This window comes from Rhizobium sp. CF122 (genome assembly GCF_000282035.1).
Classification (GTDB): Bacteria; Pseudomonadota; Alphaproteobacteria; order Rhizobiales; family Rhizobiaceae; genus Rhizobium.
This window is the reverse complement of record NZ_AKKA01000096.1, coordinates 71,475-97,264: the sequence shown is the minus strand read 5'-3', so window position 1 is coordinate 97,264 and position 25,790 is coordinate 71,475. Positions and strand designations below refer to the sequence as shown.

General features: G+C 59.2%; 21 protein-coding genes. 9 read left to right on the top strand and 12 right to left on the bottom strand.

Features of this window, described 5'->3' with window-relative positions:
* Position 1 precedes the first annotated feature (1 nt).
* The 4 genes from PMI09_RS25165 to PMI09_RS25150 all read right to left on the bottom strand — a co-directional run bounded on the left by PMI09_RS25165 (position 2) and on the right by PMI09_RS25150 (position 3,805).
* Positions 2 to 1,306: a L,D-transpeptidase family protein gene (locus PMI09_RS25165; RefSeq protein WP_037084017.1), complete on the bottom strand. Its 1,305-nt coding sequence runs from the start codon at positions 1,304 to 1,306 to the stop codon at positions 2 to 4.
* A 387-nt stretch (positions 1,307 to 1,693) separates the two neighbouring features.
* On the bottom strand, positions 1,694 to 2,539 hold the full coding sequence (locus PMI09_RS25160; protein WP_007801051.1) for a hypothetical protein: 846 nt from the start codon (positions 2,537 to 2,539) through the stop codon (positions 1,694 to 1,696).
* Between the two features lie 183 nt (positions 2,540 to 2,722).
* Positions 2,723 to 3,238 carry a transcriptional regulator LdtR gene (gene ldtR, locus PMI09_RS25155; protein ID WP_007801049.1) on the bottom strand — a complete coding sequence of 172 codons (516 nt, stop codon included), beginning with the start codon at positions 3,236 to 3,238 and terminating at the stop codon, positions 2,723 to 2,725.
* Between the two features lie 129 nt (positions 3,239 to 3,367).
* On the bottom strand, positions 3,368 to 3,805 hold the full coding sequence (locus tag PMI09_RS25150) for a DUF6163 family protein (protein WP_007801047.1): 438 nt from the start codon (positions 3,803 to 3,805) through the stop codon (positions 3,368 to 3,370).
* A gap of 135 nt (positions 3,806 to 3,940) precedes the next feature.
* Between PMI09_RS25150 and hemB the strand changes: the two genes are divergently transcribed.
* From hemB to PMI09_RS25130, 4 genes are all read left to right on the top strand, one after another.
* Entirely contained in the window at positions 3,941 to 4,954 is a 1,014-nt protein-coding gene (gene hemB, locus PMI09_RS25145; RefSeq protein ID WP_007801045.1) for a porphobilinogen synthase, read from the top strand.
* A 75-nt stretch (positions 4,955 to 5,029) separates the two neighbouring features.
* Positions 5,030 to 5,488: an RDD family protein gene (locus PMI09_RS25140; RefSeq protein WP_007801043.1), complete on the top strand. Its 459-nt coding sequence runs from the start codon at positions 5,030 to 5,032 to the stop codon at positions 5,486 to 5,488.
* Between the two features lie 177 nt (positions 5,489 to 5,665).
* Positions 5,666 to 6,442: an arginyltransferase gene (locus tag PMI09_RS25135; RefSeq protein ID WP_007801042.1), complete on the top strand. Its 777-nt coding sequence runs from the start codon at positions 5,666 to 5,668 to the stop codon at positions 6,440 to 6,442.
* Positions 6,443 to 7,330: a DMT family transporter gene (locus PMI09_RS25130; RefSeq protein WP_007801039.1), complete on the top strand. Its 888-nt coding sequence runs from the start codon at positions 6,443 to 6,445 to the stop codon at positions 7,328 to 7,330.
* On the opposite strand, the gene PMI09_RS25125 is transcribed toward PMI09_RS25130, so the two are convergent.
* On the bottom strand, positions 7,269 to 7,778 hold the full coding sequence (locus PMI09_RS25125; protein WP_007801037.1) for an SRPBCC family protein: 510 nt from the start codon (positions 7,776 to 7,778) through the stop codon (positions 7,269 to 7,271). The two genes, PMI09_RS25130 and PMI09_RS25125, sit on opposite strands and share 62 nt — an antisense overlap.
* Positions 7,779 to 7,936: 158 nt before the next feature.
* Positions 7,937 to 10,192 (bottom strand): DNA topoisomerase IV subunit A, encoded by a 2,256-nt coding sequence (gene parC / locus PMI09_RS25120; protein WP_007801035.1) that lies wholly within the window; start codon positions 10,190 to 10,192, stop codon positions 7,937 to 7,939.
* Positions 10,193 to 10,428: 236 nt separating this feature from the next.
* On the opposite strand from parC, the gene PMI09_RS25115 reads away from it, so the two are divergent.
* Positions 10,429 to 11,616, top strand: coding sequence for a hypothetical protein (locus PMI09_RS25115; protein WP_007801034.1), 1,188 nt, complete (start codon positions 10,429 to 10,431; stop codon positions 11,614 to 11,616).
* 170 nt (positions 11,617 to 11,786) lie between these two features.
* On the opposite strand, the gene aspS is transcribed toward PMI09_RS25115, so the two are convergent.
* Positions 11,787 to 13,577 (bottom strand): aspartate--tRNA ligase, encoded by a 1,791-nt coding sequence (gene aspS, locus PMI09_RS25110; protein ID WP_037084041.1) that lies wholly within the window; start codon positions 13,575 to 13,577, stop codon positions 11,787 to 11,789.
* A gap of 271 nt (positions 13,578 to 13,848) precedes the next feature.
* On the opposite strand from aspS, the gene PMI09_RS25105 reads away from it, so the two are divergent.
* The 4 genes from PMI09_RS25105 to PMI09_RS25090 all read left to right on the top strand — a co-directional run bounded on the left by PMI09_RS25105 (position 13,849) and on the right by PMI09_RS25090 (position 19,066).
* On the top strand, positions 13,849 to 15,240 hold the full coding sequence (locus tag PMI09_RS25105; RefSeq protein WP_007801031.1) for a multicopper oxidase family protein: 1,392 nt from the start codon (positions 13,849 to 13,851) through the stop codon (positions 15,238 to 15,240).
* Between the two features lie 83 nt (positions 15,241 to 15,323).
* On the top strand, positions 15,324 to 16,469 hold the full coding sequence (gene rnd / locus PMI09_RS25100; RefSeq protein WP_007801029.1) for a ribonuclease D: 1,146 nt from the start codon (positions 15,324 to 15,326) through the stop codon (positions 16,467 to 16,469).
* A gap of 125 nt (positions 16,470 to 16,594) precedes the next feature.
* The gene (locus tag PMI09_RS25095; RefSeq protein WP_037084040.1) at positions 16,595 to 17,662 is read left to right on the top strand and encodes an adenylate/guanylate cyclase domain-containing protein; all 1,068 of its coding nucleotides are present in this window, start codon (positions 16,595 to 16,597) and stop codon (positions 17,660 to 17,662) included.
* 45 nt (positions 17,663 to 17,707) lie between these two features.
* Positions 17,708 to 19,066: an esterase-like activity of phytase family protein gene (locus PMI09_RS25090; RefSeq protein ID WP_007801025.1), complete on the top strand. Its 1,359-nt coding sequence runs from the start codon at positions 17,708 to 17,710 to the stop codon at positions 19,064 to 19,066.
* A 96-nt stretch (positions 19,067 to 19,162) separates the two neighbouring features.
* Here PMI09_RS25090 and PMI09_RS25085 read toward each other — a convergent pair whose 3' ends face one another.
* The 5 genes from PMI09_RS25085 to PMI09_RS25065 all read right to left on the bottom strand — a co-directional run bounded on the left by PMI09_RS25085 (position 19,163) and on the right by PMI09_RS25065 (position 25,571).
* A complete protein-coding gene (locus PMI09_RS25085; RefSeq protein ID WP_037084037.1) occupies positions 19,163 to 19,783 on the bottom strand; it encodes a YdeI/OmpD-associated family protein in 621 nt (206 codons plus the stop codon).
* Between the two features lie 151 nt (positions 19,784 to 19,934).
* Positions 19,935 to 21,458, bottom strand: coding sequence for an exopolyphosphatase (gene ppx / locus PMI09_RS25080; protein WP_007801022.1), 1,524 nt, complete (start codon positions 21,456 to 21,458; stop codon positions 19,935 to 19,937).
* Positions 21,459 to 21,470: 12 nt separating this feature from the next.
* Positions 21,471 to 23,675 (bottom strand): RNA degradosome polyphosphate kinase, encoded by a 2,205-nt coding sequence (locus tag PMI09_RS25075; RefSeq protein WP_007801020.1) that lies wholly within the window; start codon positions 23,673 to 23,675, stop codon positions 21,471 to 21,473.
* 64 nt (positions 23,676 to 23,739) lie between these two features.
* Positions 23,740 to 24,453, bottom strand: coding sequence for a DnaA regulatory inactivator HdaA (hdaA, locus tag PMI09_RS25070; protein WP_007801017.1), 714 nt, complete (start codon positions 24,451 to 24,453; stop codon positions 23,740 to 23,742).
* Positions 24,450 to 25,571 (bottom strand): AI-2E family transporter, encoded by a 1,122-nt coding sequence (locus PMI09_RS25065; RefSeq protein ID WP_007801015.1) that lies wholly within the window; start codon positions 25,569 to 25,571, stop codon positions 24,450 to 24,452. The genes hdaA and PMI09_RS25065 overlap by 4 nt, the downstream gene beginning before the upstream one ends.
* Positions 25,572 to 25,790 lie beyond the last annotated feature (219 nt).

The window sequence follows — 25,790 nt, the reverse complement described above, 5'->3', positions numbered from 1 at the left end:
CTCACTGAACTGGCTGCTCCGTGCCAGCGGTCGTATCCAGCGCCAGCTCGGCATTGCCGTCGAGCTGGTAGATATCGTCGCGGAACTGCACAACGCCATCCGGCATGCCCCAGGCGGAGATGTAAACGAAGTAAACCGGCACTTCTTCAGCGAGTTTGATCGGCGTGTTGACGCGGGTCGTGATGACCTGCTCCATCTGCTGACGCGACCATGGCGGGGTCTCGCGAAGCAGCCACGTCGTCAGGTCGCGCACATTCTGAACGCGGACACAGCCGGAGGATTCAAAGCGCATGAGCTTGTTGAAGAGGCCCTGCTGCGGCGTGTCGTGCATATACTCGCCGTTCTTATTGTAGAAATTGATCTTCGTGGAGGCCATGGCGTTGATCTTGCCCGGGTCCTGACGGAACATCAGGTTCGGCGCCTTCTCAGCATTCCAGTCGACCGTTTCCGGCGCCACCTCATTGCCCTTGCCGTCAATCAGGCGAATGGCATTCTTCTCGAGGTAGGTCGGATCCTTGCGCATCAGCGGCACGATGTCCTTTTCGACGATCGAGCGCGGTGCGGTCCAATATGGGTTGAGGATGACCTCGTAGACCTTCGAGTTGACGAGATGCGTGGGACGGCTGATGCGTCCGACGACGGCCGCATGGCGCGTGGCAACGCTGCCGTCTTCGACCGCCTCGACGTAAGCCGCCGGAATATTGACCATCAGATGGCGGCGTCCCAGTTCTTCCGGGAACGTTTGAATGCGGATGAGATTGGTGTTCAGTTGCTGCAGACGAACGTCAGCCGGAATGTTCATGGCCTTCAAGGTGAACTCGCCGATGACACCGTCAGCCGGGAGACCGTGGCGCGCCTGGAAGCGCTTGACGGCGCCGTCGACATAGGAGTCGAAAGCACTGGAAATGCCCGCTTCCTGCGGCAGGTCGCCGGTGATGATCAGGCGCTGACGAAGGCTCTGGACGGCCGGATCAGTCACGCCGATCTGCAGACGCTGCTGGCTTGGGCTCACCTCCGGCCAGCCGCCTGCGGAAGCGATCTGCTGATATTGGGCGATCGCCTGTTGGATGCTCGGCACCGACTGCGGTCCGAGAATCGGCGTGTTCGAAACGACGGCCGTCGCCGTGCGGGACGCGGCTTTCGCATCGAACTGGTCGTCCCAATCGCCGCGCTGCGGAGCATTGATGAGCGAATCAATCGCCGACTGCGCGAATGCGGGGGCAGCCAAAGCGCCCGCGCCGACCATTGCCGCAGACGTCAGAAACGCCCGACGAGAAAAAGCTTCAGTTCTGATTTTCTTCGACATTCATCCCAACCACTAAATTGCCGCTGCCTGAGAGACCGGCGGCCTTCGCTATCCCTGCGAGAACGCAAATCCCTATCAACCCGTCGCCACGGCGCATCGCACAATCTTTCTGCCGGCGATCACATGATTGCGAGCAGGGAGCGCGAGGTTATCGGACCTCAATTGGGGAAGCGCCATTTGCTGTGTATTTCCGCTGACATGCTAATATGGCCAATTCGTGTCGCCCTAAACCACGCTCAACCGTCGGTGGCGGGCGATGCGCAAGTAACCATACCGATCCACAGAATGTGGCGGTTAATAGCGGCTAAAAAACGGCTTGAATACAGGCGATTATGCTTGCCTGCCATGCGTTGCAAAGATGTCACGAGACCGCTGACGGGGTCCGAATTACTCGCGCCAGTGGTCGGCCACCCATGGCGTCGGGCGGATGTAGTGGCGCAGGTAGCGGAACGGCGACTTGTTCCTCCTCCGCTCCGGATCGAACATATGCAGGATGTGATCGAGCGGTGGCGCCGCACGCCCCTTCAACCCGAACCGCCCTTCGACCGCGAACTGCGGATGGAAATCGCGTGGGAATAGGATCACCCGGGCATTCGCGGGTAGGCGCGGCGTCAGGAAATAATTCAGCGGGAAAGGCCAGCGGCAATCCTGCCTGAAATGCAGGACCCAGCGGCGGGGAAAGAACTTCGCGCCACCGGGCGCATTTCGCGTCACGAAGCGCTGTTCGAATTCGTACTTGTCGGCCACGCCCTGCGGATCGGCTCGGAACTTCTCCTGCAACGAAACGAGCTTGCCGACCGGGAATCGGAAAAGAGAGGTCTGCCCGAGGCGTTCAAACGGCGTCGTCTGGTTGCGCGACAGGATGACGTCATCCGGTTCGCCAACCTCGAAGAATGAATCGAGAGAGCCGACAATCACCAGATCGAGGTCCAGAAACAGAACCGGGCCGCTCAACTTTCCAAGCTTCGGACCCCAAAGCCGCGCCTTGGGCCAGATGCCCTTCGTCCTGACCGGCATGTTTTCGACATCCAGCGGCGGCAGGTCCTCGCAGAGAATTTCCGGATTCAGGTCGGCGCGGTTGTCGGTGAAGCAAGTGAACGTGAAGGGCGGCGTGATGTTGCGCCTCACCATGGCGTACAGGCGGTTGATGAAGGGAGCCCCGTACTTCGTTCCCCAGCTAATGCAGATGACCTGCTTCACCCCACCGCTTGCAGCCAGTACAGCTGACGTCATAACCGCAACTCCTGATTCACGCGAAGACCGAAGGTCCGTGCGGAAGTCATTATCAACTTGGCGACCGAATATGTAGCCCCGTCAGGAAGCGCAGCAAACGGCGGAAAGGGCGCTACGGCATACCGTTGCGCCCTTTCGTGCCTTGGAGGTCCAATAAGCCAGCAGGGAAGTTGGCCTAAGAGATTACAGGCGGTAGAGGATCTGGTCGTTCCAGAAGCGGTCCAGACGGGTCAGCAGCTTGTTCATCTGCGTGAATTCGTCGGTGCCGATGCCGCCGACCTTGTCGATCGAGCCGATGTGGCGCTCATAGAGCTTGGCAACGGTTTCGGCGATGTCCTGGCCCGTTTCCGTCAGGCTAATGCGGACCGAGCGACGGTCGATGCGCGAACGCTGGTGGTTGATGAAGCCGAGATCAACCAGCTTCTTGACGTTGTAGGAAACGTTGGAGCCGAGATAGTAGCCACGGGAGCGAAGTTCGCCGGCGGTCAGCTCGGAATTGCCGATGTTGAAGAGAAGAAGTGCCTGAACGGCGTTGACGTCGCTGCGACCCTGACGGTCGAACTCGTCCTTGATGACGTCGAGGAGACGGCGGTGAAGACGTTCAACAAGATGAAGGGATTCCATGTAAAGATCACGGATGCCCTGTTCCTGCTGGTCACGGAAGTTCGATACCGCCTGCGGCTTGATTTTCGTGTTCATGATGACTGCCTCACTGTTTGTTTGGCGGTGTTGGTTTTCTTCCCGCCTTGAGACAGACCCTATCGAATACAAATAAAATTCTACTTAAACCGCAGGCTTAACAGTGCCTTACCGAATCTCCGCGTTGTATCAGGGTAAATCAACGCTTACCTGCTGACGGCGCTTGCGCTTCTCGTACCAGAGCGCGGCGCGGAATCCCAGGTAGACCAGGGCTACCGCTATATGGAGCAGAACGATCAGCCGGTTGGCTCCAAACACCTCCGGCATGAATCCGTACATGATGGTCTGTCCGCCTGCCGCGAGCACCCAGATAACAGGCCCCCAGGAGACGGCAAGCCACAGGCCGAGAGACGCGACAGGGAACAAGACGGCAAGGCAGGTGCTTGCGACCTTCCATGGAAGGCTGAGCAGATCAAAGCGGCCTGCCCCCACCAGCGAATAGCCGACCAGCATCGCCCAATACTGCAATCCGAACCAGAAGCAGGAAATGGCGACAAGCCGCAAGAACAGGATGAAGAGAACGCTGGTCAGCGTCCGTTTCGGTATCGTCGGGGAATCAGCGTCCATGTCTTAAACAATAGGGTTGCGATTGCGACTTCGCCAGCGCCTCTTCCATTGCGGCCAATCGTCCGGTTTGGATTTCGGCGGCGCCATGATAATGAGCGCTTCGATAATATGGAATGGCAGAAAGCTGGAACGACCATGCAGGACAAGACCCATCTCGTCGACGAAATCACCGGCCATCGGCGCATGCGCCGCAATCGCAAGGCCGATTGGACGCGGCGCCTCGTGCAGGAGAACCGTCTGACGGCCGACGATCTCATCTGGCCGGTTTTCGTCGTTCCCGGCACAGGCATTGTCGAACCAATACCGGCGATGCCCGGCGTCAACCGCATGAGCGTGGATAAGCTCGTCGAGGCCGCCAAGGAAGCCGCTGACCTTGGCATCCCGGCGATTGCGACCTTTCCCAATATTGAGATGGAACTGCGTGACGAAACCGGCTCGAACAGCCTCGAGGCCAACAACCTGATCAATCAGGCAACGATCGCGATCAAGAAGGCAGTGCCTAATATCGGTGTCATCACCGATGTCGCGCTCGACCCCTTCACCAGCCACGGCCATGACGGGATCCTGCGACAGGGCGAGATCGTCAACGACGAGACCGTCGATCAGGTCGCGCGTGCAGCAGTCATGCAGGCCGATGCCGGATCCGACATCATTTCCCCCTCCGAGATGATGGACGGCAGAATAGGCGCTATCCGCCGCGCCCTCGATGCCGCAGGGCATCAGAACGTCGGCATCATGAGCTATGCCACCAAGTTCGCTTCGGCTTTCTACGGCCCTTACCGCGAGGCGATCTCGACCGGCGGACTGCTCAAGGGCGACAAGAAAACCTATTACATCGACCCGGCAAACGGCACTGAGGCAATCCGCGACGCCGCGCTAGATGTGGAAGAAGGCGCAGACATGCTGATGGTCAAGCCGGGGCTGCCCTATCTCGACATCTGCTGGCGCATGAAGGAGGCGTTCGGTCTACCGACCTTCGCCTACCAGGTTTCAGGCGAATACACGCAGATCAGGGCCGCCGCGATGAACGGCTGGATCGACGGTGAACGGGCCATGCTAGAAACCCTACTCTCGTTCAAGCGCGCGGGCTGCGACGGTGTCCTCACCTATTTTGCGGTCGAGGTGGCCAGGATTCTCGCCAAGCGCTGACCCCTGCACGAATATTGCATTTGCGGGAAGCGATACCATATCAGCGGCATCGCTTCCCGCAAGGAGACCGCAACAATGACGCTCACTCCCAACCCGCTCTATGCCGCACCGGACGACTGGCGCGCCTATAGCGGCACGCTGAGCCGTCGTGTGTTCGCCTTCATCCTCGACTACGTGATCGTTCTGCTGCTCTGCATCCCGGCAGCCGTCGTGCTTTTCTTCCTGTCGATCGTCACGCTCGGCCTGGGATTCTTTCTTTATCCGGCACTATTCGTAATCGTCGCTGGCCTCTATTTCGGCTTCACCGTCGGTGGCTCCAATCAAGCCTCGCTCGGCATGCGTGCAATGGGAATTGCAATCATGCGGGTCGACGGGCAGCGGATGGACTTTCTGACGGCCATCGTTCACCTGGCGCTTTTCTGGATCCTGAACTCCGTTCTGACGCCGCTGATTCTGCTGGTTGGCCTGTTCACCGAGCGCAGCCGGTTGATCCACGATTTTCTCGTGGGCACCGTCACGGTCCGCACTGCCTAATTGGCCGTGGTGGGCTAAAATAAACACAGCTTCTGATCTTTGCCGGGAAGGTCGTGGCACCATATCCCAAAGTATGACGCGCGACAGCGGGTTCGAAAACAGCCCCGCTGTTGACGTTTTACATTCTTAAGTCATCCTGTCAGATACGCAGCAAACCGAAGGAAATCTCCGCAACAGATGAATACGCAGACCACGCCATCACCGCAGTTTTACCTAACTGCTCCGGCTGCGTGCCCTTATCTGGCCCACGAGATGGAACGTAAGGTCTTTACACATCTCGTCGGCCCCCGCGCAGCGGAGATGAACGATATCCTGACACAAGGCGGCTTTCGCCGGTCGCAGAACATTGCCTATCGGCCAGCCTGCGAGGCCTGCCGCGCCTGCATTTCCGTCCGTATCCTCGCGCAGGAGTTCCTGCCGACGAAATCAATGAAGCGGGTGCTTGCGGCAAATGCCGATATCATCTCGACCGAATTCCCCGCCCAGCCGTCCAGCGAGCAATATTCGCTATTCCGACGCTATCTCGACTTTCGCCACCAACAGGGCGGAATGTCCGACATGACGGTGCTCGATTATGCCATCATGGTCGAAGATACACATGTGAACACCAAAATCATCGAGTATCGGCTTCGAAAGGAAGGGGCTGGTCTCGAAGAGCGCCCGACGGGTGAACTCCTGGCTGCCGCTCTCACGGATACGATGAGCGATGGCCTGTCCATGGTCTATTCCTACTTTAATCCTGACATGGATCGACGTTCCCTTGGCACGTTCATGATTCTTGACCACATCAAGCGCACAAGAGCTTTGGGTCTTCCGCACGTCTACTTGGGCTACTGGGTTCAAGGGTCGCGGAAAATGGACTACAAGACTCGCTTCCAGCCACAGGAGCACCTGACATCGCGCGGCTGGGAACGTTTCGATCCCTCCGCAATGCCCGAAAGCACACGCTACTAAATGCTCTTCCCCTCCCTTTCCGATCATCGGAAGGGTCTGCTGCTGACAGCGATCGGCGGCCTGGCTCTTTCCATGGACATTCCACTCGTACGCCTTGCTCACGGGGATATGTGGTCGATCCTCGGCGCGCGCAGCATCACGACCGTCGCCGTGACGCTCGTCGTGGTCTGCCTCATCAGATACCTCAAGGGAACATGGCCTTTGCTTATGCCCGGCAGGCACGGCCTTGCGACGGGACTGCTGTACGGCTGCTCGACGCTGACCTTCCTGCTTGCCGTCTTCAATACGGCAACGGCCAACGTGGTCTTCATCGTCGCGTTCAATCCGATGTTCGGCGCGCTTCTATCATGGGTGTTCCTTAAGGAACGCCCTTCGATATCCACGCTCGTCACCATGGCGGTGATGGTGTTCGGTGTCGGCTTGATCGTGCATGATGGATTGGCCGGCGGCCATGTCTTTGGTGATGCCATGGCGCTACTGAGCGCCCTTATCCTCGCCTCGGCGATAACGGTTGGCCGGGCATCACGCCGGGACATGGGCTTTGTGCCCCTGCTTGCCGCCGCCCTGCCCGCCATACTCGGCTTTGCGAATGCATTGCCGAGCGGGCTCGCCATAGAACATCCGGCCTGGATCATCCTCAATGGTGCCCTTCTGATGCCGGTTGCCTTTTGGTGCTTAGCGACGGGACCACGCTATTTGTCAGCGCCCGAAGTCGGCATGTTCTATCTGCTCGAAACCATCCTGGCTCCGATCTGGATCTGGCTGATCTTCGCGGAAACGCCCCCGACGATGACGCTCATCGGCGGCACGATCCTCGTCTGCGCGATTATGGCGCACTCGCTTTGGATGGTTCGGAGGAAGCCTGTGCGGCAATCTCTGGCACATTGACCATCTGCATCGCCTCGAGTTCGCGCTCGAGCCCCTGCATCACGTGAACCCAGCCCTGTCGCGTCTGCTCTTCGAACTGGCCCCATTCGGCGCACATTTCGTGTGAGAGTGTCAGCCGCGTGCCTTCGGCCAGTGGTTCGATGTCGATCTGGATTCGATCTGCGTTGTGGTCGTGCTCCGCTGCCGAGAAGCAGAAGACCATTCGCCGCGGCCGGCGCAATTCCAGAAACACGCCGTAATGCACCGCATCACCTGTCGGACGCCGGTCGATAACGAGAAAATGGCCGCCGACCTTCGGATCGATATCGGCGCGGATAACGCGGCCTTCGTCGCTCGCGAAGAGGAAGCGTTTTGCGATCTGAGGATTCAGCCATGCGTCATAGACGGCGCAGGGCAAGGCATTGAAAGTATGCACAACGTTCAAGGTGATGGTATTGCAAGCACTCATCAACATTCCTCCGTGATCGGACATGACGCTCTCCCTGAGGCGCCACATTCGATCATTCCGTCCGCCTGCGGAATGATGTCTGTCCATGTTGTGATTACACGACAGAGGTAGAGGAGTTGCCTCGCCCGCCAAGAGCGAGGCGCGGATTTATTTTCGCCTTAGCCGGCAAACTTGCCGCTGCGCGGGAAGCCCTTCGGAACGGTGCGGCCGGCTGTCGCGCGATCAGCGAGCCATTCGGCAAGCTCATCCTTGTTCTTGGTGAAGGTGCGGCCGGCGCTGTCTTCCCAGACGAGGCCGTCAGCGATCGCGAAGCAGCGCACGTCAGAGATGCCGCCATCCTTGTAGCGCTGCACGCGAACGCCCTTGCCGCGACCCATTTCCGGCACCTGCGCCAGCGGGAAGACGAGCAGCTTGCGGTTTTCGCCGACGACGGCGACATGATCACCGCTGACGGGAACGATCAGCTTCGTCTCATCTGGCATGGAGACGTTCATGATCTGCTTACCCTTGCGGGTATTGGCCACCATGTCGGTCTCGGCAACGACGAAGCCGTTGCCCGCCGTCGAGACGATCATCTGCTTACGCGCAGAATCATGCACGAAGGCGGTCAGAACGTCCTGATCGTTCTCCATGTCGATCATGATGCGCAGCGGCTCACCGTGGCCACGACCGCCAGGCAACTTGTCGCCGCCAAGAGTGAACGCCTTGCCGCCCGTCGTGATGATAAGGATCTTGTCGGTCGTCTGCGCCGGGAAGGCAACCTTCAGCCCATCGCCCTCCTTGAAAGTCAGGGTCGCGGTATCGGAGATGTGCCCCTTCAGCGCGCGGATCCAACCCTTTTCGGAGACGACGACCGTAATCGGTTCCTTCTCGATCATCGCCTGCTGGATGGCCTGCTCGTCGGCCTCGGGTGCATCGGCGAACTGGGTGCGGCGGCGGCCGAGCTCGGTCGCCTTCGCGAACTTCTTCTTTACCTCGCCGATTTCCCACGCGACGGTCTGCCACTGCTTTTCTTCCGACGCCAGCAGGGCTTCGATCTCGCCCTTTTCCTTAGTGAGTTCGTCGAACTCAGTGCGGATTTCGAACTCCTCGAGCTTGCGCAGCGACCGCAGACGCATGTTGAGGATCGCTTCAACCTGGTTGTCAGTCAGCGACCAGCGCGCGATCATCACCGGCTTCGGCTCGTCCTCCTCGCGGATGATACGGATCACCTCATCGATGTTGAGGTAGGCGATCAGCAGGCCGCCGAGGATTTCGAGGCGCCGATCGATGGCAGCGAGGCGGAAGCGCGAGCGGCGCTGCAGCACTTCGCGGCGATGGTCGAGCCACTCCTTGAGCACCTCGTTCAGAGCCATGACGCGCGGGATGCGGCCCATGGACAGAACGTTCATGTTCAGCGGGAAGCGGCTTTCCAGCTCCGTCAGCTTGAACATGGATTCCATAAGGATCGTCGGATCGACCGTCCGGTTCTTCGGCACCAGCACGACGCGGACGTCCTCGGCGGACTCGTCGCGGATGTCCTCGAGCAGCGGCAGTTTGCGCGCCAGCAGCAGTTCGGCGATCTTTTCGATCAGGCGGGACTTCTGCACCTGGAACGGAATTTCGGTGACGATGATCTGGTAGCCGCCGCGGCCGAGATCCTCAGTCTCCCACTTGGCGCGTGTGCGGAAGCCGCCACGGCCGGTCTTGTAGGCTTCGATGATGCTTTCACGGCCATCAATAATAATGCCGCCGGTAGGGAAGTCCGGACCGGGGATGAACTCAACCAGCTTTTCGACCGAAGCATCAGGATGCTTGATAAGGTGAAGTGCTGCGTCGCATAGCTCGTGGACATTGTGCGACGGAATGGACGTCGCCATGCCGACCGCAATACCGGACGAACCGTTTGCAAGCAGGTTCGGGAAGGCGCCCGGCAGGACGACCGGCTCTTCGTCTTCTTCGTTGTAGGTCGGCCGGAAATCGACGGCATCCTGCTCGATGCCGTCAAGCAGCAGACCCGCGACCTCGGTCATACGCGCTTCGGTATATCGGTAGGCCGCGGCACTGTCGCCGTCGATGTTGCCGAAGTTGCCCTGCCCGTCCACGACGGGATAGCGCTGCGAGAAATCCTGCGCCAAACGCACCAGCGCATCGTAAACCGACTGGTCGCCATGCGGATGGAACTTACCTATGACATCGCCGACGATGCGCGCGCATTTCTTGAAGGCGGAATTGGGCCGGATGCCCATTTCACTCATGGCGTGAATGATACGGCGGTGGACCGGCTTCAGGCCGTCGCGCACATCCGGAAGAGCGCGGTGCATGATGGTCGACAGCGCGTAGGCAAGGTATCGCTCTTCGAGCGCTGCCTTCAGATCGACCGGAAAGATACTGTCGTCGTCTCCGCCAGAGGGCGGCAAAATCTCTTGTCCCATATGTCCTGACTAGCCGAGAAGACCCTCTTGAGCAAGGATTCCGGGCATTCCGGCTGTGGACGAAGTCTTGGGGGCACAGGAAAAGAATGGCTTGAGACACTTTGCCTGAATTTGGTCGTTGTTTCGTTTTCCCTTCAACACAAATTTAGAAATCCGCAAATATAACCCGCGATTGAACCACAGTAGACCGGCAACGAATTGAGCCGTGGCTACGCACCGCCACCAGGGGACCCCAGATGACTTTTTACCGGACGACACGGCTAATGCTTTCGGGCGTTGCCTTTCTCTCTCTCGCCGGCTCGGCTTTCGCGCTCGACGGCCAGGATCTGCTGAAGAAGATCAATGCCGCCTATAGCCAACAGGGCGGCACGATCGTTGCCGATAGCGTCAACGTCGACGGTACGACCGTGACACTGAAGAAGGCGAGCTTCAAGGCAAACAGCGGTGAAGCGGTGTCGATCGGCGATATCACGATGACGGGTGTCGAAGCCGACGACGACGGCGGCTACTACGTCGAGGAAGCGTCCTTCCCGAATGTCAGCGCCACCAATGAGGGCGCGACCTTCACGGCCACCGATCTGACGCTTAGCGGCATTTCGATCCCCGCCGATCCGAAGGGCGAAGGGCTCGACTCCATGCTACTTTATGAGAACGCTCACAGCGGTCCTGTGAAGGTTGTCCAGAACGGCGCGGAACTATTCTCGATCGCCGAAAGCGACGTCAACCTGACGCTGCGCGAAGACGAGTCCGGCTTCGACTTCGATGGCGCTTTCAAGGGCCTGAAGGCAGATCTCAGCAAGGCAAGCGACGCGCAGAGCAAGGATGCGATCGACAAGCTCGCACTTCAGCACATCCAAGGCGACATCACGATGAAGGGTGCCTGGGAGCTGACGCCAGGCACGATCGACGTTTCCGAATTCGCCTTCGACTTCAACAACATCGGCAAGCTGAACCTCGCCTTCAAAATCTCCGGCTACACGATGCCTTTCTTGAAGTCGCTGCAAGAAGCCGCCAAGCAGGCCGAAGCGAACCAGAACAAGGAAGAAGCGCAGCAGGCTCTCGGCCTCTCGATGCTCGGACTGATGCAGCAGCTGTCGTTTGAAAGTGCCCAGATCCGCTTCGATGATGCTTCCATCACCAAGCGCGCGCTCGACTACGCCGGCAGCCAGCAGAACATCTCCGGCCAGCAGATGGCGGATTCGCTGAAGGCGATGACGCCGATCATGCTGGCGCAGCTCAACATTCCGGAGCTGCAGAACGCCATATCGGCGGCCGTCAACACCTTCCTCGACGACCCGAAGAGCCTGACGCTTGCCGCTGCTCCGGCAAAGCCTGTGCCGTTCCCGATGATCATGGGTGCTGCGATGGGCGCACCGAACACGCTGCCGCAGGTTCTCGGCGTGAAGGTTTCGGCCAACGATTGATCGGCCAAGCTTGACTACTTGGAAACCCGGCGCGCCGTTGCCCGCTGGGTTTTCTACTTAGTAGCGAGGTGACCGCTGACCGTCACGTTCCTGGACGCGATCTGGAGCCTCGCAGAAATAAAGAAAGCCGGCGAAATCGATCGCCGGCTTTTATCATTCAGTAAGCCTGCTTAGTCCTTCTTGACCGGCGGGATCGGGCGGATCGCCAGTTCACGCAGCTGCGTTGGCGTTGCCGGCGTCGGTGCACCCATCAGCAGATCCTGGGCCTGCTGGTTCATCGGGAACAGCGAGATTTCGCGCAGGTTCTTCGCGCCGACAAGCAGCATGACAATGCGGTCGATACCGAAGGCCATGCCGCCATGCGGCGGTGCGCCGTACTGGAAGGCGCGGTACAGGCCACCAAATTGCTCCTCGACCTCGGCGTGCGACTTGCCGGTCAACTCAAAGGCCTTGACCATGACTTCCGGCAGCTGGTTGCGGATCGAGCCCGAGGCGATCTCGAAGCCGTTGCAGACCATGTCGTACTGGAAGGCCTTGATTGACAACGGATCGGCGCCGTTGAGCGCTTCCATGCCGCCCTGCGGCATCGAGAACGGATTGTGGGCGAAGTCGATCTTCTTTTCTTCTTCCAACCATTCGTAGAATGGGAAATCGACGATCCAGCAGCATTCGAAGCGATCGCGATCGACGAGGTTCAGTTCCTCGCCGGCCCGGGTGCGGGCTTCCCCGGCGAACTTGTAGAACTTCGTGGGGTCGCCAGCGACGAAGAAGCAGGCGTCACCGTCATCGAGACCGAGCTGGCTACGGATCGCGTCGGTGCGCTCCTCGCCTATGTTCTTGGCAAGCGGGCCGGCGCCTTCGAGTTTCTCGCCTTCCTTGCGCCAGAAGATGTAGCCGAGGCCCGGCTGGCCCTGGCTCTGCGCCCAGGCGTTCATACGGTCGCAGAAGGCGCGGGAGCCGCCGGTCTTGGCTGGAATAGCCCAAACCTCGACCTTCGGGTTGGAGGCGATCATATTGGCGAAGACCTTGAAGCCGGAGCCATCAAAATGCTCGGTCACGGCCTGCATCTCGATCGGGTTGCGCAGGTCCGGCTTATCGGAACCGTACTTGCGGATCGCCGTCTCATAAGGAATACGCGGGAACTTCTCAGTCACTGGTTTGCCATCGGCGAACTCGACGAAGATGTCACGAATGACCGGCTCCATCGTGTTCCAGACGTCTTCCTGTTCGACGAAGCTCATTTCGAGATCGAGCTGGTAGAATTCGCCCGGCAGGCGGTCGGCGCGCGGGTCTTCGTCACGGAAGCACGGGGCAATCTGGAAGTAACGGTCGAAGCCGGCGACCATCAGCAGCTGCTTGTACTGCTGCGGCGCCTGCGGCAGCGCGTAGAACGTGCCAGGATGAATGCGTGATGGCACGAGGAAGTCGCGTGCGCCTTCCGGCGAAGAGGCCGTCAGGATGGGCGTCGTGTATTCGGTGAAGCCGATATTGCCCATCTCGCGGCGCATGGCCGAAATGACCTGCGTGCGCTTGACGATATTCTTGTGCAGCGTCTCGCGGCGCAGATCGAGGAAGCGGTACTTCAGGCGCACGTCTTCCGGATAATCCGGCTCGCCGAAGACCGGCAGCGGCAGTTCCTTGGCAGCGGAGAGAACTTCGATCTCCTGCGCGTAGAGTTCGATCTCGCCGGTCGCCATGTTCTTGTTGACGGTGTCTTCCGTACGAGCCTTCACGAGGCCGTCGATGCGAATGACCCATTCGCCGCGAACCAGTTCGGCCTGCTTGAAAGCGGGCGAATCCGGATCGGCAACGACTTGGGTGATGCCGTAGTGGTCGCGCAGGTCGATGAAGAGAACGCCGCCATGGTCGCGAACACGATGGACCCAGCCGGAAATCCGGACATTGGCGCCGACATCCGACTTGCGGAGGGCTGCACATGTGTGGCTGCGGTAACGATGCATCATCTCAATTCCCGGTATCTGGCTTAAAGACGGCAGCAAGGGGCTCTGATGGCTCTCCCGCACCGACAAGAAAATCGGGCGGAAAAGCGCATGGACGGTCTGATTTGTCAAGGGTTGGCGCGTAGGGCACGCGCGTTGCGAAGGCTTTATGGCAAGCATGCAACCGTGTCACCGGGAAAAGCCATGCGGCAGTTTGGCAACATCGCACCATATTGCTGAAGCTTGCGGTCAACTTTAAAGAGGAACGCTATCATTTTCTCGGAGCCTCTACATGCCCCTCCTCACTCGCCGCAATCTCCTGAAAGCCTCTGCCGTCGCAGGTGCATATGGCGTCGGTGTCGGGATCGCGGGGAAGTTTGGGCTTGCGGAAGCAGCCCCCGAGCCGCAGGTCTTGAAAGCGGTGAAGACGACGGCCAGTATCACCGATGCCGGTGTCACGAAAGACATCATGAGCTGGGGTGACGGCGGCATGCCGCCGGTGCTACGGATGACCAAGGGCAAGCCCTATACGGCACAGCTGACGAACGCGCTCGACGAGCCGACGACGATCCACTGGCACGGTTTGAGAATCGCCAACAAGATGGACGGGGTGCCGTTCATAACGCAGCCTTACGTCTATACCGGCGACAGCTTCGATTATGCCTTCACGCCGCCGGATGCTGGCACCTTTTGGTATCATCCCCATTGCAACACGCTGACGCAGATGGGCCACGGCATGACCGGTGTTCTCGTGGTCGAGGATCCAGCCGACCCGACATTCGATGCCGAAGTGGTGCTCAATCTGCGCGACTGGCGCCTCGGCGGCGACGGCCAATTCATTGCGGCCTTCCGTCCACGCGACGCAGCAAAGACCGGTACTTACGGAACGGTAAGGACGGCCAACTGGCACCAGGAGCCACAATACGATGCGCCGGCCGGCGGTCTCATCCGGCTGCGAATTGCCGTGACCGACGTCACCCGCATCTTCTCGCTGAAGATGGAAGGTGCCGAGGCGACGGTGATTGCGATCGACGGCAACCCTGTGCCGAAGCGCTTTCCGCTCGATCTGCTGCGGATCGGCCCAGGCCAGCGCCTCGATCTCGCCGTGCGGATGCCGGACAGCGAGGGCGCCATTGCCACACTCGAAGACATCAGGGGCACGACGCCGAAGACGATCGCCAAGCTTAGAGCTGTCGGAACATCCTTGAAGCGCCATGTCGGCGATCTCGCCACGCTCAGCGAAAACCCGGTCGCTAAGGCCGATCTGTCCTCGGCACAGAGGATTCCGCTCATTCTCAGCGCCACGGCCGAAAGCGCGCCTGCCGACAGTATCTGCGGCACCCTCGGCTACAGCTTCTGGGCCATCAACAAGGTGCCGTGGCCGGGCGACACCGCGGACCCGACCGCGCCGCTGGCGGAACTGAAGCTCGGCAAGAGCTACATTTTGCAGCTTGAGAACGTGACACCGCATGCGCATCCCATCCATCTGCACGGAATGAGTTTCACCGTCCTGTCGTCATCGACGCGGGAGGTCATGCCACTCGTTAGCGACACCTATCTCGTACAACCAGACGAGAAGGTGCAACTCGCCTTCGTGGCCGACAATCCCGGCGACTGGGTGCTGCATTGCCATATCATCGAGCATCAGAAGACTGGCATGACCAGTTATGTCAGGGTTGTTTGACGGGTCTTTACGGGTTCTAGTTGACTTATCCGGCCGAAAGGAGAAGGAAGGTTCAACTATGTCTATCCTGCGAATGAATTGAGATGATCGAAACAACCGCCGATTTGGAGGCGGCCTGCAAAGAGCTGGCCAAGTCAGAATTCATTACCATCGACACCGAGTTTCTCCGAGAGACAACATTCTGGCCGGAACTTTGCCTGATCCAGATGGCAAGTCCGACAACGGAAGTGCTGGTCGATCCGTTGGCGAAGGGTCTAGACCTCAAGCCATTCTTTGAACTGATGGCCAATCCTGCCGTTTTGAAAGTCTTTCATGCCGCACGCCAGGATATCGAGATCATCTACAACCGCGGTGGCCTCATCCCGCATCCGATTTTTGACACGCAGGTTGCTGCGATGGTTTGCGGCTTCGGAGACTCCGTCTCGTACGATCAGCTCGTCAATCGCACCAAAGGCGTTCAGATCGACAAGTCTTCGCGCTTCACCGACTGGAGCCGCCGGCCACTTTCGGAAAAGCAGCTGGACTACGCGCTTGCCGACGTGACGCACCTGCGCGACGTCTATCTCTACCTGAAGGCCGAGCTCGAACGCGAAGGCCGCTCGTCCTGGCTTCGGGAGGAGATGGATATCCTCGAGGCTCGCGAGACCTACGACATGCATCCGGACGATGCTTGGCAGCGGTTGAAAATGCGCCTGCGCAAGCCGCAGGAACTTGCCATTTTGAAATATGTGGCCGCCTGGCGCGAGCGCGAGGCGCGCTCCCGCAACGTGCCGCGCTCGCGCGTGCTCAAGGATGACGCGATCTACGAGGTCGCCCAGCAGCAACCGAAGGACGCCGAAGCGCTCGGCCGCCTGCGAACGATCCCCAAGGGCTGGGAGCGATCGGCAGCCGGCATCGCCGTCGTCGAAGCCGTCAATGCCGCGCTCGCCTTGCCGAAGGCCGAGATGCCGCATGCTCCACGACAGACGCAACCGCCGGAAGGTGCTGCCGCTGCCGCCGAGCTGCTGAAGGTCCTGTTGAAGCTGATCTCGGAAAAGCATGGCGTCGCACCGAAGGTGATCGCCAACAGCGAAGATCTCGACCGCATCGCGGCGGAAGGCGAGAAGGCCGAAGTCGCAGCGCTGCATGGCTGGCGGCGGGAGCTTTTCGGTGAGCCCGCGCTGCAGCTCATCCAGGGCCAGGTTGCCCTCCGCTTCGTTGGCAAGAAGGTCGAGACGGTGGCGCTCTAGGTGCCATCACAGTCATCTCCAGATCGATTCGGTCCAAGGAAACTGACGCAGCGCCTTTCGGAAACAATCAACGTTTCCTATATGCCATGGTATCCCCGACGGACAGGTACCGCGAAAAGGACTACATGAGGGAAATATCTCCGGTCCAGAACTGGCTGTTGATCGCGCTTGTCATAGCCGCGAGCGGCGTTTTCTATGACATGCGCTTCTATGGCGGCCATCCGTTTGTCGGCGCGACCTTTGCGCTGTTCATCGGCATGCCGATCATCGCCTTCGAGCGCAAGGTGATCCTGCGCGGCCTTTATCGGCGCATGCAGGCATTGCCGACGGTGACGTTCTTCCTCGCTGAGATCTTCGTCTACGAGATCCTGATGAGCGTTGGATTTGCGGTTGCCGGCCTCTCGATGTGGTGGCTCGGAGCCTTTCGCCCAGCATCGTGGGTCGATGCCGTTATCCTGCCATTCGACGCCTTTCTTTATGCCCTCGCCGTGTGTGCGCTTATCATCTTCGTGCTACGTATCCGCGAACTGCTGGGCCGCGACATCTTCATCAGCATGCTTTTCAGCCGTTACCGGAAGCCGATCAGCGAGGAGCGCGTCTTCCTGTTCATCGATCTGGTGGATTCGACCTCCTTTGCCGAGAAGCACGGCGATCTCCGAGCCCAACAGATGCTGAGTTCCCTGTTTGCGTCGTTCGCCGAGCCGGTCCGGAAGTACAAGGGCACCATCGATGACTACGTGGGTGACGCCGCGATCATCAGTTGGCCGCTGGAGCGCGGGATCAAGTTCGGCCGATGCGTGAACTGCATCTTCGATATCATTAGCGCGATAGAGGCGGACGCCGAGAACTGGCTGAAGACATTTGGTCAGGTCCCTCGCCTGCGCGCCGCCTTGCATGGCGGTACGGTTATTACGGCCGAAATCGGCGTCGACCATCATAAGATCACATACTTCGGCGACACCGTGAACACCACATCCCGGCTTGAATCGCTCTGCAAGAGTTTGAACCGATCGGTTCTCATCTCAAGCGACCTCGCCCTGCGGATCAAGATGCCGGAGACGGTCTCGGCCGAGGATCTTGGAAGCCACGCCGTCAAGGGCCGCGGCCAGAGCCTCGGCGTTATCGCGCTCGCCAAGGCAGACAACCGCAAGGCGTCACCAAAGCTTCACGCAAGCGTCAACGCGCCGACATGAAAGCATTGCTAATCGAGACCCGCATTCCAATCCTTGGGGGTTTCGATGAAAAATACTCTTCTCGCTTCTGTTTCATTTCTTCTTTTGATCGCTGGTTCGGCCGCCGCCGACCAGCAGGAATTTCCAGCTAAGCTCGCAGGCCAGGCCATTCTGCCGGCCAACACACTCGTCGCGGCTCCAGCCGATGCGCCTGAGTTCCTCAAGCACTCGGGCAAGTTCACGACCGCCGACCGCAAGCGCACCGAAGCGCTCGGTACGGTTCCCGGCAAGGACGGCGCTCGCGTCACCGATCTGAAGCTGCCCTTCGACGGTCAACCAATCCAGGGCTTCTCCGGCATCAAGACCATGCCGGATGGCACGTTCTGGACGCTCTCCGACAACGGCTTCGGCTCGAAGGCGAACTCCAGCGACGCGATGCTCTTCCTGCATCAGGCAAAGTTCGACTGGCAGACGGGCAAGGTCGAGGTCGTCAAGAACCTCTTCCTCTCCGACCCCAGCAAGAAAGCTCCTTTCCCGATCGTTCTGGAAGGCGCTGAGAAGCGTTATCTCACAGGCGCAGATTTCGACATCGAATCCGTGCAGCCTGTGGCCGATGGTTTCTGGGTCGGCGACGAGTTCGGACCCTATATCCTCAAGTTCGACACGGAAGGCCGCCTGACCGACGTGATCTCGACCACTGTCGACGGCAAGCCGGTTATGTCGCCCGACAATCCGGTGCTCTCCGTTCCGGCAAATCCGATCGCCAAGATGCCTGTGTTCAACCTCAAGCGCTCGGGTGGCTTCGAAGGTCTTGCAATGTCGAAGGATGGCAGCAAGCTCTACGGCCTTCTGGAAGGCGCTATCTATCAGGACGACGGCAAGATGGAGTCGGTTGACGGCCATACCGCCATCCGCGTCATCGAGTTCGACACTGCCTCCAAGAGCTGGACCGGCCGCAGCTGGTTCTACCCCTTCGAGGACAAGGGCGTTTCGATCGGCGACTTCAACATGCTCGACGACACGACCGCGCTCGTCATCGAACGCGACAACGGCGCCGGCACGAAGGACAAGGCTTGCGCCGATCCCAAGCAGCCGAAGCCGGATTGCTTCGAGGCACCGGCCGACCTCAAGCGTATCTACAAGATCGAGTTCAACGACGCCAACGTCGGCAAGTCTGTTCGCAAGATTGGCTACATCGACCTCCTGAACATCAAGGACCCGGACAATAAGAAGAAAGCTAGCGGCAAGGATGGCATCTACGACATGCCGTTCGTGACGATCGAGAACGTCGATCGCGTCGATGCCACCCATATCGTCGTCGGCAACGACAACAACCTGCCCTTCTCGGCGGGCCGCGCTGTCGACAAGGCCGACAACAACGAGTTCAGCCTGCTCGAAGTCGGCGAGCTCCTGAACGCGAAGTAAGTTTACGCTCATAAGGAGGGCCCCGCTCGAAGGAGCGGGGCTTTTTCGGGAATGACGCGGCAGACACCAGATCGGTTCGGCGTTCGAAAATTCGGACTACCGCTCTGTTGCGCCCTTTCCAGCGAGAATGTGATCTCGGAATTTAGCAATCCGCGTCGTTCGCGTTTCCGACTTTTTCACCCCGTTGAGATTGATCACGTAGCTTTTCTGCCGGCCGGGCGTCAGCTCGTGAAAAGCCTCGGCAAGTTCAGGGTCGGAATCCAGGGCCTCCACCAACTCGTCAGGCAGTTCTATTTGGCTTTGCTCTTTAGGCAGCTTAATGCCTGCCTCCGCATAGCCCATCGCCTCCTTCAAGTAGGACCGGATGACGGGTTCCATCTTTGCTACCTGTGCATTGCTTACAAAACGGAGCATGTCGGGATGTTGGGTGTTCGATCCCTGCTTCTCAAGCACGCCTTCGGGATCCTTCATCAGTGCGGCGTTAAAGAAACTTGCGCGAAAATCGCCGCGGAAGGCACCGAGTATCACGATATTGCGGCCTTCGTGCATGTAGCAGGGATGCGCCCATTTCACCGTCTCGACGAGGCCCGCATCGCGACAGATGCGGCGAAGTTCGTTTAGGCCGTCAATCCATTGCCGTGTCGAACAGTCCGGTGTCGCAAACCGCTCGCAGCGTCCGCATCCTTTCGTAAAAAAGTCCTCAATATCCGTGATCATGTCTCTCGCCCAAATTTCGCTCGTGATGTTGGTTGCAAGCATACCGAACCAATACGTCAACTTAGGGACGAAATTTGTGGGAATGCGCCATAAGCGATCAACAAAGTCGTCGGTTTGTTCGCGGCGGTGTGCCTTGGTCAAGCGCGAAGCGCTACTCGAAGCGGAAAGCCAAGCGCTTGTTGGTGAGTCTGGACAACTGTTGCAGGCGGCCATCAAGGCGCTCACCGGCAAAGTCGCTGTACTCCGCCGGAACCACGAACTCCAGGTCCAGATCGGGATTGGACGACTTCTGGAAACTCAGGTTGCGGACCACGCCCGGCATGGATGCCGAGAAAAGGTAGACGACCCGCAGCATTCCGCCGAGCAGTTTGGCGCGCTCGACATATTGCGGCGTAGCGATCGTCGCCAACGGCCCCGTCGCGCCGTCATCATGCGGCCCCTCGAACCGGTAGTAGTTGGTGAGCGCGATGAATGCCCGGCCGGGATGGCTGATGCCGACGAAGGACGAATGGGCAATGATGTTCAGTGCCTGCAAGCCGCGATAGTCGGGATGTGCGCGCCAGCTGATGTCGGCGAGCAGGCATGCGGCCTGACGATAGCGCGCCTCTTCTTTCGTCTCGGTGATGCCGAAATAGGGCATCATCCGACCGGTCCACTCCGCCAGTTCTCTGGCATGCTCCGGCGAACGGGCACGGAGAATGGCAAGCTCGCCCGCCGCGGCCAATAGTGGATCGCTGCGGCGCTCGCTGTCGGAAAGCAATGAATAGAGGTAGCCTTCGCGCACGCCCTGCCCCGAAAACGAGATAACAGAGGGGTTCATCGCACTCAGGACTTCCTTCATGGCGACCGCGCCGAAGGGAAGCAACGCGCGGCGATGCTTCGAGACGGCCAACCATGCGGGATCTCTCGAGTCCCTGGCGATCTCCACCTGATCGAGGAACTGCATCATCGCCTCGAGCGAGACCTCGTAACCTTGCATCATATGCAGCGGATACTGCGTCAATTCCATGTGCAGCTTGGCGATGTTTCGCCAGGTGCCCCCCACGGCGTAGAAGGTGCGCCCAGCGCCCTTCGCCAGAAGTTTGGAGCTTGTTCTCACATGCTTGCGAGCAAACGTGCGGGCCTTCTCCATCGAGCCGCCGGCATATTCGGACAGGCGAAGGCCGCCAAGCGGCAAGGTTACGCCGTTGCCGATTTCCTTGCCCTTGATATCAATCAGTTCGAGCGAACCGCCGCCCAGGTCACCAGCAATACCGTCCGGCTCATAGAAGCCGCTGACAATGCCGAGGGCGGAGAACTTCGCCTCTTCTTCACCGGAGAGAACGCGGACCTTACGCTGCAGAATTGTTTCTGCCTGATGGATAAAATCCGGTCCATTTGATGCTTCGCGGGCAGCCGCGGTCGCCAGCACGAACATGGTGGCAGCGCGCGCCTGATCGGACAATGCCTTGAACCGGTGAAGAGCGGCCAGAGCGCGCTCGACGCTCGCCTCATCCATCTTGCCGGTCAGCGCAATGCCCTTGCCGAGCCCGCACAACACCTTTTCGTTGAAAAGGATCGTCGGCGAACGGGACATACCTTCATAGATGACCACACGGATCGAGTTCGACCCGATATCGACAACGGAGACCGGGGCAATCCCTGGAAGGCGCCCCTGGGCTTCTGATTCAACCATGCAGGTCCAATATTACTTGTTGTTTCGGCCGGAAAGCAGGCCGGCGATCAGCTTAGGCGCACTGGATTTCAAGGCTTCGCCACGACCGGACAGGCTGGGGTTGGTCATGAAATACTGCTGCGCGTTGAACGGCTCCTCGCCCTTGCGCACCTCCATGCGCCTGGACGTACCGTCGGGCAATATCTCGTAGCTTTGCTGATTGTCAATGATATTGCCGAGCATAATCTGTGAGAGAACCTGCTCGTGGACCGTCGGATTCGTCAGTGGGACGAGCGTTTCGACACGGCGATCGAGGTTGCGCGGCATCATGTCCGCAGAGCCGATATAAACCAGCGCCTTGTCGGACGGCAGCCCGTGCCCATTGCCGAAGCAGAAGATGCGGCTGTGCTCCAGGAAGCGTCCGACGATCGACTTCACCCGGATATTGTCGGACAGACCAGGCACTTGTGGGCGCAGGCAGCAGATGCCTCGAATGACAAGATCGATCTCAACGCCGGCGCTGCTTGCCGTGTAAAGCGCGTCGATGATCTCAGGGTCGACGAGCGAATTCATCTTCATCCAGATCGCCGCCGGCGCGCCGTTCTTGGCGTGTTTGATCTCTTCCTCGATGTGGCGAACGATGCGCGAGCGCAGCGTGTAGGGAGAAACCGCCAGTTTCATGCTCTCTTCCGGCTCACCATAGCCGGTGATGAAGTTGAAGATATTCGCCATATCGTGCGCGATCACCGGATTGCAGGTGAAGAACGACAGGTCGGTATAAATCTTCGCGGTGACCGGATGATAGTTGCCAGTGCCGAGATGGCAGTAGCTGCGAAGCTTACCCTCTTCGCGGCGGACGACCAGCGACATCTTGGCGTGTGTTTTCAACTCGATGAAGCCGAAGACGACCTGTACGCCAGCGCGCTCCAGGTCGCGCGCCCAGCGGATATTGGCCTCTTCATCAAAGCGGGCTTTCAGCTCCACCAGGGCCGTAACGGACTTGCCGGATTCGGCCGCGTCGATCAGTGCACGGACGATCGGGCTGTCGTTCGACGTGCGGTAGAGGGTCTGCTTTATCGCCAGGACGTCAGGATCGCGTGCAGCCTGGAGCAGAAACTGGACCACCACGTCGAAAGATTCGTAGGGATGGTGAACCACCATGTCCTTTTCGCGGATGGCAGCGAAGCAGTCGCCGGCGTGCTCTCGGACGCGTTCAGGAAATCGCGCGTTGTAGGACGGAAATCGAAGATCTTCACGCGGCGCCTTGGTGATCTCGGACAGCGTGTTCAGGGCCAGCAGTCCGGGCAGAACGGCGACGCGATTTTCCGGAACACTGAGGGCCTGAACAACGAACTGGCGCAGCGACGCGGGCATCTCCGAATCGGTCTCGATACGGATCACTGATCCACGGCGACGGCGCTTCAGTGCCGTTTCGAAAAAGCGCACGAGGTCTTCGGCTTCTTCCTCGACTTCGATATCGCTGTCGCGAATGATCCGGAATGTGCCGGAGCCCTGCACTTCGTAGCCAGGATAGAGCCGGTGAATGAAGACATTGGCGACGTCCTCAAGCGTGATGTAACGGATGGTGTTGCCGTCGTCGGGCAGTCGCACGAAGCGGTCGAGTGCCGGTGGCAGGCGCAACAGCGCCGTCATGGGCTCACGGCCGTTCTTGCTGACGAGCTGCAGCCCGATCGAGAAGCCGAGGTTCGGGATGAAGGGGAACGGGTGGGCCGGGTCGATCGACAGCGGCGTCAACACTGGGAAGATCGCCTGCTCGAACTCCGTTGCGAGCCAGGCCCGATCGGATGCACTGAGGGCACCCGGACGGACGATCAGGATGTCTTCCTTGGCGAGATACTGCTGGAGCACGGCAAGCGATGCCTGCTGCTCCATCTGCAGATTGTCGATTTCCTGAAGGATGGCATCCAGTTGTTCTGCAGGCGTCTTGCCGTCGGGCGTGCGAACAACGATGTTCTGACGCACCTGCCCCTCGAGGCCTGCAACACGGACCATGAAGAATTCGTCGAGGTTTGCTGCCGAGATCGACAGGAAGCGGACGCGTTCAAGCAGCGGATGCTCGATGTTCAGCGTCTCCTCGAGAACACGGCGATTGAACTGCAGCCAAGAGAATTCGCGATTGATGAAACGTTCAGGACTGGCGAGCAGTTCTTCCAGCGATGGCACAGTCTCATTGGTTTCCGGAGTAGGTTCGTGATGCTCCGCGACTGCACTATCCATGGTCTGATTGTCCCGTTTCATTCGCCCAGCGAATTATATCAGTTTCACGACAGAACTGTGACAGTCAATCCGCCGGCTCCGAATTGCCCAATTCATTCAACACTTCAGCGGCGAGAGTTCGAGTAATCTTCGTGCCTCGAGAGAGGGCAAGTCGATCAAGCCTGTCCACAATTGTCTGGGCCGCGTTCAGCGACCGCTCCATCCGGTTGACTATATAGAGGACCAGTTTGTCATCAATATAAAGCTGGCGGTCAGCAAACAGCTTCACAATGACCTGTGACAGCAGTTCCTCGTCCGGTTCCCCGATCTCAACAACCGTCGCAGCCTTTAGACGCGAGCGCAAATCCGGCAGTTCTACCGGCCAGGACATCGGCCACAGGCGGCTTGTCATCAGAAGACTGTGACCATTTTCCCGCACGCTGTTTATCACATGGAAGAGTTCATTGTCGTCGAAGCCAAGCCGATCGACATCCTCGAACAGCACCGGACCATTGGCGGCATCGATCGCCGCGTTGGCACCGGCCCTTGGATGAATATCGACGGCACCACTGTGATCTTTCCAGATGTTCGCCAGATGCGATTTTCCGGAGCCCACTGGACCGGCGAGGATCACGACGGGCGAAGGCCAGTGCGGCCAGGCATCGACGATCGAGACGGCCGCCGCAAGCCGTTCGGAGATCAACAGATCGTCGCGCCCGGTTGCCGCATCGTGCGAAAAGGCCAAGGGAAGCTGTTCGACGGCATTGCGCCTTGGAGCAGCGTTTTTCACATCAGTCATTTGGGATCAGCTTTTGTCTTGCCGACCTGGCCAATCTTCGACCCGCCAGCATAGAGATCGCTCTCAAGGTAGCGCGAAAGCGCAAAACGGACAAGCACGCCGACCGCGGCAGCCGCCGGCACGGCGACCAAGAGGCCAACAAAGCCGAACAGCGCGCCAAAGGCAAAGAGCGCGAACATCAACCAAACCGGATGCAGCCCGACGCTGTGTCCCACCAGCTTCGGCTGTAGGATGTTTCCTTCCATGAACTGACCGCTGAAAAATACCGCGAGCACCGCGCCGACCCAGATGTAATCGGGCCAGAACTGGACGATGGCAACGCCGACGGCAAGGACTAGCCCCACCAACGAGCCCACATAGGGAATGAAGCTGATCATACCCGCGAACAGACCGATCAGCAGGCCGAAGTTCAAGCCGACCAACGACAGGCCAACCGCATACCAGATGCCCAGGATGAGGCAGAGCGAACCCTGCCCGCGAATGAACCCGGCGATCGCCTGGTCGATCTCGCGCATGATCTGATGGACATTGGCTACATAGTCGCGCGGAATGTACTGATCGACCTTTGCAATCATGCGATCCCAATCAAGCAGCATGTAGAAGGCCACAACCGGCGTAACGATCATCAGCGAGATCACGTTGACGACGGCAAGACCCGAGCTCCAGACCTGACCAAAGAGGCCAGTCAGGAGTCCAAATCCCTGCGACAGGATTTCGGAGAAGTTGTTCTTGATCGTCCCGAGCTGGTTCCTCACCCAATCCGGCATGAGAGAGTTCTGCGACGTTGTAATGAATGTCTGCAACTGATCGATATAGCCCGGCAGGCGACCGGCAAAATCGCTGAACTGGCTCGCCAAAACCGGTATCAGGATCATCAAGGCCAGCACGATCACGACGATGAAGGCGATCAAGATGACGATCGTCGCCATCAGGCGGCTCAGCCCAAAGCGTTCCAGCCGATCGGCGACCGGATCGAGGAAATAGGCGAGCGCCATCCCTGCGAGGAACGGGAGTAGGATCGAACTGAAGAGGAAGAGGAAGCCGATGAAGAAGGCGAGTACGATCAGCCAGAAGATGACCTGGCGCTTCAGACCTGCCCCGCTAACCTGCTGTGGCATCACATTCCCCGCTGATCGACCGTCTCGTTTTGCCGCATCGTCACGATGCAACCTTTCGAGCACATAGGATGTGGCTGAGAGAATGGTCAACCCCGCCGCTGAAAATCCGGAGGGCCTACGTCAAAAGAGCGGGAAATTGGGGCTTTTTCCATGCAATCCCTTGCATGTAGGCCCGTGTCATGCAATGGCGACCCGCATATTGAGGCGGTGACATTTCCC